Origin of the sequence: Streptomyces albidus (ex Kaewkla and Franco 2022), from assembly GCF_013870515.1 — a bacterium.
Classification (GTDB): domain Bacteria; phylum Actinomycetota; class Actinomycetes; order Streptomycetales; family Streptomycetaceae; genus Streptomyces; species Streptomyces albidus.
In genome coordinates, this window is sequence record NZ_JACBXA010000159.1 from 1 (window position 1) to 13,863 (window position 13,863).

The window sequence follows — 13,863 nt, forward strand, 5'->3', positions numbered from 1 at the left end:
CCCTCCTCGGCCTGGGCACGGAGCCCGTCCCGGCGTGGGCACGCGAGGCGGCCTTCACACCGGGAACAGGTGCGTCCCCAGCGGCTATCTCACCGCCTTCGCGATCCGGCATCTGCGACTCCTGCACAGCGGTCACTGCGCTCTCCCCCGTACGGCCCGGCCCGGGCCCACCGGCTCGTGGGCCGGGCGCATTTCACCCGGGTCTCGTGTCTCCCGGAATCAAAGGATCCTGGTCAACTTGGCTGCGAAGCCCGGCTCGGACATGTCCTCCTTCAGCGCAACCGGCACCCGCACCTGTCCCGGCCCGTCGCCGACGGTCAGCGTGCCGGCCCTGTCGCCGGCGCTTCCCTCGTGCGGCAGAGCCTTGCCGCCGTCCGTGAGCGCGAGCTTCACCTTCAGCCCGGACCAGCCGACGGCCGAGACGTCCCTCGTCGCCACGACCGGAGTCCTGCCGCCGAGTTGGTCGTCCGCGTAGCCGACGACCTCGCCCTTCCGCACCACCTTCTGTGCGCGGAGCGCGTCCTGAGCCGTGTCGATGAGCTTCTTGCTCTCGCCGAGCACCGTGTCGAGTATCGACGGCCGGTACTGCCCGAGGACGGCTCCGACGATCAACTGCTCGGTGCCGCCGACCTTCTGCTCGGCCGCGAAGAGCAGGTTGCCCCCGGCCTTGGTGGTGGTCCCGGTCTTGATGCCGACGACGCCGTCGAGCGGGACGAGCTTGTTCCAGTTGCCGTGCTCCTCCCCCTTGGTGTCCTTGTAGCCGGGGAGACGCACGGTCTCGCGGAACAGGTTGATTCCCATCGCCTTCTTGGCCAGCTTCACCTGGTCGTCAGAAGTGCTCACGGTGGAGGAGTTCAAACCACTGGGGTCGGTGTACCGGGTGTTCTTCATCCCCAGGTCCTCGGCGGCCGCGTTCATCTTCTTGGCGAACGCCTTCTCCGAGCCCGCGTCCCACCGGGCCAGCAGCCGGGCCACGTTGTTCGCAGAAGCGATCATGATGGCCTGGACGGCCTCGCGCTCCGAGATCTTGTCGCCGCGCTTCACCTCGACCGTCGACTCGTTCTGGGCGCTCAGCCCGGCCTCGTCCTCCGCCTTCTTGTCGACGGGGATCGTCGCGCCCGCCGAACCCTTCTTGACCGGGTGGTCGCGGAGGATCACGTACGCGGTCATCACCTTCGCCACGCTCGCAATCGGCACCGGCTTCTGCTTCCCGGACGAACCGAACGAGCCGAGTCCCTGGATGTCGAGGGTTGCCTGCCCCTCGCTCGGCCAGGGCACGGAGGGCTTCGCGCCCTGGAAGCTGTAGGTCGGCGACGCCGTCAGCGACACCTCGGGAGCGGGCAGCGGCCGTACGGCCTGCGCGACGACGAACACGATCGCCAGCAGCACCGCCAGCGGCGTCCAGATCTTGACCCGGCGCACGGCCGTGCGCAGCGGAGTCTCCCGCGGCGGCGGGGTGTTGGTCAGCTGCGCCAGCAGGTCGAGCGGCGCCTGGTCCGGCCGTGCCTGCTGCCGGGTCAGCTCCGCCTCGGTGAGCTGCGGCGCGGGGGCCTCGGCGGGCAGCTCGCCCGGAGTGGCCGCGGGCTTCCCCAGGGGCTTGGGCGGTGCGGTGAGGTCGGGCTGGCGCGGCGGACGGGGCGGTGCGTCCGTGGACTTCAGGGGTACGAACTGGCTCGTACGCTCGGACTCGGACTCCGGCTCCGGCTCCGGCTTGGCCTCCGTCCCGGGCTCGGCGGCCTCGGACTTGGCGGCTTCAGGCTTCGCGGTCCCGGACTTCGCAGTCTCGGACTCCGCAGTCTCGGACTCCGGCTGTTCCGCGGCGACTTCGCCGGCGCCGTCGTCACCGGGCTCATCTGCGTCACTGGTGCCGGTGGTGTCGGTGGTGTCGACGGCGATGCGAGGGTCGACTGGCTTCGCAGGCTTTGCGGTTGCATCCGCGTCGCCCGCTTCCGAGTCGGCGTCGGACGCCTCTCCGGGCTCGACCGTACGGAAGACGGCCGTCGGCTGGTCGACACTGCCGTTCTTCTTCCCGGCCCTGCCGGGTTCGACCGTGCGGAAGGCGGTGGTCGGCTCGTCCACACGCGGCGCGCTTTCCTCCGCACCGCTCTCCGCATCGCCCTCCGCGTCCGGCCCGGCGTCCGGCTCGCTCTCGCTCACCGCATCCGGCTCCGCCTCGGACGGCTGCTCGGCGCCCTGCTCCTCGGTCTCCTCGGCGCTCACCTCAGCAGGTGCCGGCTCGGCGGCTTCGGGTTCGGCTTCGGGTTCAGGTCCGGCTGCCTGCTCGGCGGCGCCCGCGGAGCCGTCGGCACCCGAATCGTCTGAATCGCCTGAATCGCTCGATTTGCCACTCTTGCCCGGCCCGAAGAAGGCCGACGTCAAGCGCTCTGCGCGCCGGGCGGCCTCTTCGCCGTCGTCCGCTCCCGCGCCGTCCTCGGAGTCCGGACGCACCGTCCTGAACATCGCGGTCGGCTGGTCGACCCCGCCACTCCCGTCACCGGCGCGCGAGGACGCCACAGAGGCCTTCTGGCGGCCTCCGGAGCCCTTCTTCGCCGTGGACCCCGCAGACGCCTTCCCCGTCGCCTCAGCGCTCCCGGAATCCTCGGCTCCGGCGGACTTCTGGCGTACGGGCAGGCCACCCTCGGGGAATTGGCTTGATTTCTCCTCCTCAGAGCCCGACTTCTCAGTTTCGGCCCCGGCGGCCTCCGTCGCCCCGTCACCTGCTTCATCGGCCGCGACGGGCGCCGTTTCGTCACCCGGGTCGTCGACCGGATCCTCGGCGGCGGCCTCGTCCGCGGAAGCCTCGTCGGCGGGTTCGTCGTCGCCTCGGGCGACCCACGCGGCGACCGCGGCCTTCAACCGGTCGTCACCGCGCCCGCCGGCCTCGCGCGCCTTCTCGCCTTGCCCGGACGCGGCGGACTCCGCGTCACCGGAAGCGTCGGCGGCATCCGTCGAGGCGGCGTCGTCCGAGGCCTCGGTGTCCGTACTGCTGCCGGCGGTGGGGGACTTGCCCTCGTCGGTGTCCGGGCCCGACCCGCGCTTGCGCTCGGCCTTCGCCCTGGACTTCTTCCCGTCGGTGGACGCAACCGCGCCGTCGTCGCCGGTCGTCTCCCCCGACGACTCCTCGCGCTCCACCTTGTCGGGGGACTCGCCCGCCACCGATGCCTCCTGAATGCTGGGTGCTCGCCGCTCGCCGTAACAGTTAACAGTGTCCTGTGCGCCGTACCACCCACATCGCACGGGGGCGTCCCACAGGGGCTTGGATCGGTCTTTCCACCGTGCAGACGAGAACGACATAACTACTGGTTCCCGTACATATCACCCACGCACTCTCGACAGACCATTGTGAGAGGAGTCACCCTGTCTGACATCCACGCGGGGAGGCATGGATGGGCAGGAGCCGCAGAACGATTCCGGAGGAGCTTCTGCTGCTGGCCTTGGACCCGACCACGGGCACCACGGCACAGCCGCAGTCGCTTGACCTCGGCCTGGCCGGGGCCCAGCTCGTCGAGCTGGCTCTCGCAGGACGTATAGCCCCTGATGGGGACCGTATTGCCGTGGTGCTACCACGGCCGACAGGAGATCCGACCCTGGACTCCGCACTGGAGTTGCTGCGCAGGCGCGGCAGCCCCGTGCGTGCTGTCCATTGGATCGGCGGGCCCCGACTGGGACTTCGCCAAACGTATCTCACACATTTGGAGAGGTGCGGCATGGTGCATGCCGTATCCAGCCAGATGTGCGGGGTGTTGCCGACGACGCGCTACCAGTCGACGGAGACAGCAATCAGCCGGGAGATCAGAACCCGGCTGGATGCGGCGATCCGCACCGGCGTACCGCCGGACCCGCGGACCGCGGCGCTCGCAGCGCTGGCCCACGCGGTCGGTCTCGGCAAGCACCTCTATCCCGGCAATGAGGGGCGCTCGTGTCGCTCCCGTCTCCGGGATCTGATCAGGCACGACCCGATGGGCGGGCTCGTCGCGCACGCCGTCATGGACGTCCAGAACGGCGCGGGGGCACAGCCCCGGCGTGCGGCGGCCAACGGCGCCCAGAACCCTCAGGCAGGGCCTGCCGGCCCGGCCGCGCGCACGGGCATGTCCCCACGGCAGATGCCGGATCAGGCTCGCTCGCCCATCAGCGGGATGGCCCGGGCAGGCTGAGTTCCGAGCAGCAGGCGGTGCGCCACGCGTGCGCCGGCACAACAGCACATGCACCACACGAAGGCGTCATCACGAGGCGTCACTCAGCCGTGAAGGCGCGCGGGGTGGTGGTCCGGTCTCCAGAACGGTGGCCGGACCACCACCCCGCGCGCATGCGTGGACGCGATCGGCCGACGGATCAACTGTTCGGCGCTCCGGCACGGTTGGCGCCGGCACCGGCTTCTTCGACGAACCGTGGACGAGCCGTGGTCGTCGATCTGCTCGTCTGCGTGCTCGGCTCTGCACCCTCTGTTGCCATTCTCCAGCGAGATCGCCCACGGTGGTGGGAACCTGCTTGAAAGTAGTCGTACTTTAAGCGGAGGTGCAGCCCCTGTGGCGTCCAACGTCAACCCCACCGTCCGACGCCGCCGACTGGGCCAGGAGTTGCGCCGCCTCCGCGAGTTGAAGGGCATGACCGCGGAAGAGGTCGCGGACCGTCTGCTGGTCTCGCAGTCCAAGATCAGCCGTTTGGAGAACGGGCGGCGCAGCATCAGCCAGCGCGATGTGCGCGACCTGTGCGGGGTCTACGAGGTGGAGGACAACCGCATAGTCGAGTCGCTGATGCAGATGGCCAAGGAGTCGCGCCAGCAGGGCTGGTGGCACGCCTTCGGCGACATCCCCTACAGCGTCTACATCGGCTTGGAGACCGACGCGGCATCCCTGCGCGTCTACGAACCGCAGGTCGTGCCGGGCCTGTTGCAGACGCGGGCCTACGCCGAGGCCGTCTGCGAGGGTGCGAGCCCGGAGGCTTCGGCGTCCGACATCGACAAGCGCGTGCAGGTGCGGATGCGCCGCCAGGAACGCATCAACGACGTGCGGCATCCGCTTCGGCTGTGGGCCGTACTGGACGAGTCGGCTCTGCGGCGCGCGGTCGGCGGCCGGCAGACGATGGTCGAGCAGTTGGAGCGGCTGAACGAGGTGTCCCAACTCCCGCATGTCACCGTCCAGGTGATGCCGTTCTCAATGGGCGCGCATCCGGGCGTCAACGGGCAGTACGCGATCCTGGAATTCCCCGACGCCTCCGACTCGTCGGTCGTCTATCTGGAGGGGGTCACCAGCGACCTCTATCTGGAGAAGGCACACGACGTGCAGAGCTACAGCGTGATGTACGAGCATTTGCGCGCCGAAGCACTCAATCCCGACCAGACACGGGAGTTCATCGAGAATGTGGCAAAGGACTATGCCCGTGGCTGAAAGGCGAGGAGCGTACACCCGCCCAGTAACGGTGTGAAGAGTCGCCTGGAATATGCCATCCGGTCGAGTGAACGGCCCCTTCGCCATGGGAAATCGAGGCGTACGGTCGCTCCCACGAGTCGAACAACCGGAGCAGACATGGCAATTCACCAGGGAAACACCATCGACTGGATCAAATCGAGCTACTCGGCCAATGGTGCGTGCGTCGAGATCAAATCCCCGACCGCGCACGCGGTGGCAGTACGTGACTCGAAGGACCCGGAAGGGCCGTCGTTGAGTTTCACCCCGGCGTCCTGGACCGGCTTCGTCGCCGATGTGCGCAACAGCGCTTCCGCCAGGCTCGGGTGATCAGTCCGGCACGGGGTTCCGGTGCTCGAAGTTCTGTGAGCGACCGGAGCACTGACGCTCGCACAGCGGCGTCAGCATGAAGCAGAGCCCTCTCGACCGGCCCGCCGTCCCAGCCGAGAGGGCTCAGCCATGTCACGGGACCGGGCTGCGGTCACCCAGGCAGCTCCCGGGCCGGAGCGGTCCGGGATCACGGCCGGGAGCGGGCGCGCCTCACGGTCACGCTCGCGGATAGCGGACCAGCCATGCCGGGGACGCGGCGCCCGGCGCGTGCAGGGCGGGGCCCTGGGTCATCTCCATGGCGAAGTCGTCGGCGAGTTCGAGCACGGTCGCCCGCCCCTCCAGCTCAGCGATCCAGCCCGGCGGCAGCGCGGTCTCACCGTGAATGGAGCCCAGGAGGTTGCCGCACACGGAGCCGGTGGAATCACTGTCGCCTCCGTGGTTCACAGCCAGCAGCAGCCCGTGCCGTACGTCTTCGGCGACGAGCGCGCAGTAGACCCCGATGGACAGCGCCTCCTCGGCGGTCCACCCCTCCCCCAGCGACTCCACGCGTTCCGCCGTCGGCATTCCCTGCCGCACGGCGCCGAGCGCCCGCTTGAGCGCCTCTGTCGTCTCCTCGTGACCCGGCCGGGCCGCAAGCTGGACCAGCGCCTTCTGCACCGCGTGGTCGAGCGTGTCCCCGCGCGCGAGCGCGTGCACGATCGCGGCGAACGCTCCCGCCGACAGATACCCGGTCGGATGCCCGTGCGTCTGCGCCGCGCACTCCACGGACAGCTGGAAGACGAGTTGCGGCTCCCACCCCACCAGCAGCCCGAACGGCGCGGACCGCATCACGGATCCGCACCCCTTGGACTCGGGGTTCTTGGGCTGCTCGAGCGTGCCCATCCTCTCGTCCTCGAGTCCGCTCAGGCAGGCCTTCCCGGGAGCGCGGCGCGCGTAGAGCCACTCCTCGCGGGCCAGCCAGCCGTCCTCCTTCTTCCGCTCGTCCGGGCCCCAGTCCCGCTGCGTCGCGGCCCATCTGCGGTAGGCGGCGTGCACATCGGTGGGCGGGTGCCAGGCCCCCGTGTCACGCCGTACGTGCGCACGGATGAGGCCGTCGACGGTGAAGAGCGTCATCTGGGTGTCGTCGGTGATGGCACCGCGACGTCCGTACGCGGGCACGAAGTCGGTCACCCCGGACGCACCGTGTGCCTCCCGGATCGCGCTCAGCGACTCGAACTCGACTCCGGCACCGAGCGCGTCACCGATCGCACCGCCCAGCAGGCAACCGCGCACCCGGCTGCGGAAATCCTGCTGCTCGGCGCGGCCCCATATGGCATCACCGCCTGAAGCGGTCATGTCTGTCCCCCAGCTGTGACGGCAGGCAACGGCAGGCACGAGGGGAAAAGAGGGCCCCCGGCCGGTTGCACTCTAGAACGCCGGTTCAGCTTTCCAACACCGGCAGGAGCTCAGGCAGGTGTCCGTCCGACTCCCGGGCCGCCCGCAGACGCTCCTCGGGCACCTCGCCGTAGAGCGTCGTACGGGCGCGCGAGGGGCGTCCCGCCGCCTCGGCGATGTCGGTCAGATCCTGGATCGAGCGGTACGACCCGTAGGACGACCCGGCCATCCGGGAGATCGTCTCCTCCATCAAGGTGCCGCCCAGGTCGTTGGCTCCGGAGCGCAGCATCTCCGCCGCGCCCTCGGTGCCGAGCTTGACCCAGCTGGTCTGGATGTTGGTGATGTACGGGTGCAGCAGCAGCCGTGCCATCGCCGTCACCGCACGGTTGTCGCGCGTGGTCGGGCCCGGGCGCGCGATGCCGGCGAGGTAGACGGGCGCGTTGGTGTGGATGAAGGGGAGGGTCACGAACTCGGTGAAGCCCTCCACCCCCTTCTCCAGCGCCGACTGCTGGATGCGTGCGAGCTGCCGGAAGTGGCCGAGCCAGTGCCGGGGCTGGTCCACGTGTCCGTACATCATCGTGGAGGACGAGCGGATGCCCAGCTCGTGCGCCGTCTCGACGACCTCGACCCAGGTGGCCGCGGGCAGCTTGCCCTTGGTGAGGATCCAGCGGACCTCGTCGTCGAGGATCTCCGCGGCCGTTCCCGGGATCGAGCCCAGTCCCGCCTCGCGTGCCTGTGCGAGCCAGTCACGGATCGACAGGCCGGTGCGGCTGGCGCCGTTGACGACCTCCATCGGCGAGAAGGCGTGCACGTGCATCCCCGGCACGCGTTCCCGCACCGCCCGAGCGATGTCGAAGTAGGCGGTGCCCGGCAGGTCCGGATGGATGCCGCCCTGCATGCACACCTCCACGGCCCCGACGTCCCACGCCTGCTGGGCGCGGTCGGCGACCTGGTCGAGGGAGAGGGTGTAGGCGTCGGCGTCGGTGCGGCGCTGGGCGAAGGCGCAGAAGCGGCAGCCCGTGTAACAGACGTTGGTGAAGTTGATGTTGCGCGTGACGATGTACGTCACGTCGTCGCCGACGACCTCGCGGCGCAGCTCGTCGGCGATGCGGCACAGCGCGTCCAGTGCGGGGCCGTCAGCGTGCAGCAGGGCGAGGGCCTCGCCGTCGGTGAGCCGGGACGGGTCGTCGGCCGCGCGGGCCAGTGCCGTCCGCACGTCCGTGTCGATGCGCTCCGGTGCCATCCCGGGCTGGGCCTGCTCGCGCAGCGACTCCCAGTCGCCGTAGACCTCGTCGAAGTCGTCGCGGCGGTCAGACGTGCGTCCTTCGGTGTCGATTGTGCGGTGCAGATCGGTGCGTCCGGACGGTGCGAGGAAGCCTTCGTCCGGCTCCTGCCAGGGGCGGCCCTCGACGGGGGCGTCCTCGCGGGCCAGGCCGGTCTCGGGCTCGGTGAGCGCCGTGACGTGGGGCAGCAGGCGGGGGTCCAGCCAGGGTTCGCCCCGCTGGATGAACTCGGGGTAGATCGGCAGCCGTTCACGCAGCACGAAGCCGGAGTCGGCGGTGTGCCCGGCCAGTTCGTCGATCTGCGGCCACGGGCGCTCGGGGTTCACGTGGTCCTTCGTGAGCGGGGAGACACCGCCCCAGTCGTCGATGCCCGCGTCGATGAGCATCGCGTACTCCCCGTCGACCAGGTTCGGCGGTGCCTGGATGCGCGCGGACGGTCCCATGATGTGCCGCGCCACCGCGATCGTCGCGGCGAGCTCCTCGAGTTCGGCGTCGGGCATCCCGCGCATGGCCGTGTCCGGCTTGGCGCGGAAGTTCTGCATGATGAGTTCCTGGATGCCGTGGTACGCGCGCTGGATGCGGCGCAGCGAGAAGAGCGACTCGGCACGCTCCTCGTACGTCTCGCCGATCCCGATCAACAGTCCGGTGGTGAAAGGGACGTTGGAGCGGCCGGCGTCCTCCAGGACGCGCAGCCTCACGGCCGGTTCCTTGTCCGGCGATCCGTGGTGCGGGCCGCCCGGCTCGCTCCACAGCCGCTCGGAGGTGGTCTCCAGCATCATGCCCATGGAGGGCGAGACGGGCTTGAGCCGCTGGAAGTCGGCCCACGACAGGACGCCGGGGTTGAGGTGCGGCAGCAGTCCGGTCTCCTCGAGGACGCGGATGGCCATGGCCCGCACGTACGACAGCGTGTCGTCGTAGCCGTGCGACTCCAGCCATTCACGCGCCTCGGGCCAGCGGTCCTCCGGCTTGTCGCCAAGGGTGAACAGCGCTTCCTTGCAACCCGTTTCCGCGCCGCGACGCGCGATCTCCAGCACCTCGTCCGGCGACAGGAACATCCCGTGACCGTCGCGGCGCAGCTTGCCGGGGACGGTGACGAAGGTGCAGTAGTGGCACTTGTCCCGGCACAGCCGCGTGAGCGGGATGAAGACGCCACGCGAATACGTGATCACTCCGGGGCGTCCGGCCGCCTCCAGCCCCGCGTCGCGCACCCGCGCCGCCGACCTGGCGAGATCGGCGAGATCGTCGCCTCTCGCCTGGAGCAGCACCACGGCCTCAGCGGTGTCGAGCGTCACCCCGTCGCGGGCACGGCGGAGGGCACGCCGCATGGCGGTTGCGGTGGGGGCTGCCTGCGCACTCGAAGTCATGAACCGAGCATACGAGCGGTACGGTCGCCGACCCGGAGCCCCTGCTGCGGGCTATGTCACATCGTCTACGGTGCTGGGTGCAGAACAGCCGTCCGCCCCGTGCGGGGAGGGCGGCTTCGCCATGCCGTCCGAGCGCGGCGGCAGACACAACTACGGGGGAAATCATGCGTGTTGTCACAGCTGGTCTGCTCATTCTCACCCTGCTCGGCGGTTCGGGGGCCAGTGCGTACGCGGCGTCGAGTGGCGGTCCGGGCTCCGGACGCGTCGAGGCGGCACCCGCTCGCATATCCGGCGGCGCGAGTGCGAGCGGGAGCAGGAGCTCGAGCTCGAGTTCCACTTCCAGTTCGTCGAGCTCGTCCAGTTCGACCAGTTCCTCCGGCTCCACCAGCTCGTCCGGGGGCGTGAGCAAGACCAGCAGTTCGGGCAGCAGCTCGAGTGGCCTTACGGGAGGCAGTACTGGTGGCAGTACAAGTGGCAGTACAAGTGGCACTGTCAGCAGCAGCGGAGGCGTGAGCAAGACCAGCAGTTCGGGCAGCAGCACGGCCAGTAGCACCACAGGCAGCTACAACTCCGTCTCGGGCACCAGCAGCAAGTCGAACAGCAGCAACAGGTGGTGGGTCTGGCTGGTCGTGCCGCTGCTCGTGATCGTCGTCGTACTGGTCGTGATCTTCCTCCGGAAGTCGCAGCAGCGTTCCTGACGGGGCGGCGCGGGAGACTCGGCCGGGTTCCGGCCGTACGTACTCCACTTCGCCTCAGAGTTATCCACAGGGGTTTCCCCGCTCGTCTCCTGCGCGTAGAACGGTGACTCGTGGCGTCGCGGGCGGCGCCGCACGATCACAGTGGCGTGCGCGCGGAGGCGTGCAGGGGGAGGCCGGAATGACCCGTGTGGAGAGACGTGACGTGCTCAGGCTGTCGGCGGTGGCGGGGGCGGCAGGCGTGCTCACGCTGGGCAGCGTGAGCTTCGCCCGCGCCGCCGGCGGCTCGGAACATTCCAGGACGGTCAAGGGCCATCTGCCCACGGGCGCGCCCGACTTCGTCCATCTTCCGGTCGAGGTGCCGGCTGGTGTCCGCGAGATCGAGGTGTCCTACTCCTACGACAAGCCCGCGGTCCCGGAGGGCACCCAGGGGAACGCCCTGGACATCGGGATCTTCGACGAGCGGGGCACGGATCTCGGGGGCCGCGGGTTCCGCGGCTGGTCGGGCGGCGCCCGCGACCGCTTCACGATCAGCGCGCGCGAGGCCACCCCGGGATACGTGGCGGGGCCTGTGCGGGCGGGCACCTGGCATGTCGCCCTCGGCCCTTACACGGTGGCTCCGCAGGGCATGGACTACGAGGTCACCGTCACTCTCAGGCACGGGGAGCCGGGCAGCACGCCACGGCCCGGCCATCCACCCGAGCGGGCGCGTGGCCGGGGCCGTTCCTGGTATCGCGGCGACTGCCACCTGCACACGGTCCACTCCGACGGGAAGCGCACCCCGGCCCAGGCTGCCGCGGCGGCCCGTGAAGCGGGGCTCGACTTCATCACCACCACCGAGCACAACACCACCTCGGGCCATGGCGCCTGGGAGGGGCTGTGGGACGAGGACTTCCTCGTTCTCTGCGGCGAGGAGATCACCACCCGCAACGGCCACGTACTCGCCCTCGGCACGGACCCGGGCACCTTCCTCGACTGGCGCTACCGGGCCCGGGACGACGCCTTCTCCCGTTACGCCCGACGGATCCACCGGGCAGGCGGCCTGGTCGTGCCGGCACACCCCAACTGCCCGTTCGTGGGCTGCCAGTGGAAGTTCGGGTACGAGGGCGCGGACGCGGTCGAGGTGTGGAACGGGCCGTGGACACCCGACGACGAGCTCGCCCTCGCCACCTGGGACAACATGCTGGTGGCCCCGCCGTCCGGGCGGAGCTGGCTCCCCGCCATGGGCAACAGCGACGCGCACTCCGAGCCGCAGAAGGTCGGCCTGCCCCACACGGTGGTGCACGCGGAGGATCTGTCGCGCACGGCCCTTCTCGACGGCATACGAGCAGGCCACAGCTATCTCGTGGAGTCGTCGGGGATCTCGCTGAAGTTCTCGGCGACCGGCCCCCGTGGCGAACACGCAGGCATCGGCGAGCGGTTGGAGGTGCGCTCCGACGCCGAGGTGACCGTGCGTCTCGAGGTGACGGGCGCACCGGAGGGTGCCACCGCCCGCTTCCTCACCGACCAGGGCGAGATGTACCGGGGCCCGGTCACATCTGCGCCCGTGGAGTGGCTGACGACTGCGTCACTGGCGACGTACGTGCGAGCGGAGATACGGCACCGCCCGGCCATCGGTTCGCCTCCCGGGCTGCCAGGGGCCATGGCGGCGATGACCAACCCGGTCTGGCTCGGGCGTCACGGCTGAAACGCGGCCGGGCACCGTCGGCTCTCGTCGGAACCCGCAGTGCGCCCACTCACGTCCACGTCCGCGTCCACGTCCACGTCCACACGCCGCCGGATCCGTCCCTTCCGTCGCACCTTCGCATTCGGAATGTGAACGGTGGATGTGTGCTGATGTTCTCGTAACAGGTGTGGATAACACGTGACTGCGGCAGTGTGGGCCGTGCCGGGTGACGGTTGTGCCATGGCCGGTGTCCGTTCCCCCAACTCTCCTCAACAGCAATCCCTTTGACCAAGGACACCGATGACAGACACACCGGTGGCGCTGATCATGTTCCTCGCCTTGGGTGCGGTCGCCGTCGTACTGGCCCTGCTGCTCGTCCGCGCACGGCAGGAGACAAGCCGGGTCCGGCTGCAATCCGCCGCTACCGAGACCGAACTCGAGGGCGCGTCACGGCGCGGCGCCGACCTCGGAGCCCGGCTCCAGGCGATCGAGGCCGAGCTCAGGCACCTCGTGAACACCCGGATCCCCGACCTCGCCGCGTCGCTCAACCACGGTGGCGTCCCGGCACGCAGCCCTCTGGGGACGGCGACCCTCAGCCCTGACCTCGACCGGTCGATCGACGCGGTCCTCACACAGGTGAGCGACGAGGTCACCAAGGAGCGGCGCCGCGTCGACTTCGCGGCACAGGCCGCCATGCGTGGCGCCACCACAACCATCCAGGCGCTGCTCTACCAGATGCAGAGCCTCCTGCAACGAATGCAGGAGAAGTACGACGACCCGCTCGTCGCAGAGGACCTGCTGGCCGCCGACTTCCTCAACGAACAGGCCCTGCGCCGCATCCAGTCGACCGCGGTGGTGTGCGGATCGTGGCCGGGGCTGACCCGGGAGAACTCCCACCTCGGCGACATCGTCGTGGGCGCCATGTCGCGCCTCAGCGGTTACGAACGCGTCCAGGTCTCCAACCAGTTGCGCGACCCGGTGGGCGTGGTCGCCAGGGCCGTCGAGCCGGTCGCCGTCACGCTGACCGAGCTGATGGCCAACGCGCTGCACTTCTCGCATCCGGATCTGCCCGTCGCGGTCACCATCCAGCAGGGCAACCGCGGCGTCTCCGTGATCATCGACGACGCGGGCGTGGGCATGCACTCCGAGGAGATGACCCGCGCCAAGCGGCTGATGTCGGGTCAGGAGCCGGTGCTGATCACCGAGCTCGGGGACCCGCCGCGCAACGGCTTCGCCGCAATCGGCCAACTCGTGCGCCAGTACGGGTTCAGCACGCACGTGGAGGTTTCTCCGTACGGAGGCGTGCGCGCGGTCGTGCACGTCCCCGGCGACCCGCTGCTGACGCTGCTGGACGAAGCGGAGCAGCCGATGTCCGCGATGTCACCGACGCCGCCCGAGGGCACGCCCGTCTTCCCCGGCATCGCCGCCACGCCCGGCAGGCGGCCCACGACGGCTCCGGGTATGGCCGAGGAATTCGGGGCGGCCCAGCCCCAACAGGAGCTCCCCCGCCGGCGCAGGCGACAGCCTGCGGGCGACCTGAGCAAGGCGGCTCACGGCGCTGGCAGTTCACCGACGGTCGGAGGGTCATCGGTGCCCGCCTCGACGCCGGAGGAGAGCGCGGAGCTCTGGTCGGCCTTCCAGCAGGGCACCGCCTCCGGCCGTGCAGCCGTCGAGGCCGGTGCGGCTGCCGGGGAAGCGGCTGCCGGGTCCGAGCCGAGCGCGGACGGGCCGAGTGCGGCCGGGGCG

General features: G+C 70.0%; 9 protein-coding genes. 6 read left to right on the plus strand and 3 right to left on the minus strand.

What is annotated here, in order from left to right:
• Window positions 1-219 precede the first annotated feature (219 nt).
• A complete protein-coding gene (locus H5J26_RS32055; protein WP_309238005.1) occupies window positions 220-3,156 on the minus strand; it encodes a D-alanyl-D-alanine carboxypeptidase in 2,937 nt (978 codons plus the stop codon).
• Between the two features lie 230 nt (window positions 3,157-3,386).
• Between H5J26_RS32055 and H5J26_RS20935 the strand changes: the two genes are divergently transcribed.
• The 3 genes from H5J26_RS20935 (at window position 3,387) to H5J26_RS20945 (ending at window position 5,735) form a co-directional block, all read left to right on the plus strand.
• Window positions 3,387-4,154 (plus strand): GOLPH3/VPS74 family protein, encoded by a 768-nt coding sequence (locus H5J26_RS20935; RefSeq protein WP_181767455.1) that lies wholly within the window; start codon window positions 3,387-3,389, stop codon window positions 4,152-4,154.
• Between the two features lie 372 nt (window positions 4,155-4,526).
• Window positions 4,527-5,387, plus strand: coding sequence for a helix-turn-helix domain-containing protein (locus H5J26_RS20940; protein WP_181767456.1), 861 nt, complete (start codon window positions 4,527-4,529; stop codon window positions 5,385-5,387).
• Window positions 5,388-5,525: 138 nt separating this feature from the next.
• Complete coding sequence (locus H5J26_RS20945) at window positions 5,526-5,735, plus strand: DUF397 domain-containing protein (RefSeq protein WP_181767457.1); 210 nt, start codon at window positions 5,526-5,528, stop codon at window positions 5,733-5,735.
• 216 nt (window positions 5,736-5,951) lie between these two features.
• On the opposite strand, the gene H5J26_RS20950 is transcribed toward H5J26_RS20945, so the two are convergent.
• Window positions 5,952-7,070, minus strand: coding sequence for an ADP-ribosylglycohydrolase family protein (locus tag H5J26_RS20950; protein WP_181767458.1), 1,119 nt, complete (start codon window positions 7,068-7,070; stop codon window positions 5,952-5,954).
• An 85-nt stretch (window positions 7,071-7,155) separates the two neighbouring features.
• On the minus strand, window positions 7,156-9,756 hold the full coding sequence (locus H5J26_RS20955) for a bifunctional FO biosynthesis protein CofGH (protein ID WP_181767459.1): 2,601 nt from the start codon (window positions 9,754-9,756) through the stop codon (window positions 7,156-7,158).
• Between the two features lie 509 nt (window positions 9,757-10,265).
• On the opposite strand from H5J26_RS20955, the gene H5J26_RS20960 reads away from it, so the two are divergent.
• From H5J26_RS20960 to H5J26_RS20970, 3 genes are all read left to right on the plus strand, one after another.
• Window positions 10,266-10,454: a hypothetical protein gene (locus tag H5J26_RS20960; RefSeq protein WP_181767460.1), complete on the plus strand. Its 189-nt coding sequence runs from the start codon at window positions 10,266-10,268 to the stop codon at window positions 10,452-10,454.
• A 178-nt stretch (window positions 10,455-10,632) separates the two neighbouring features.
• Entirely contained in the window at window positions 10,633-12,138 is a 1,506-nt protein-coding gene (locus H5J26_RS20965; RefSeq protein WP_181767461.1) for a CehA/McbA family metallohydrolase, read from the plus strand.
• Between the two features lie 279 nt (window positions 12,139-12,417).
• A partial coding sequence (locus H5J26_RS20970) for a sensor histidine kinase (protein WP_181767462.1) occupies window positions 12,418-13,863 on the plus strand: 1,446 nt, incomplete at its 3' end.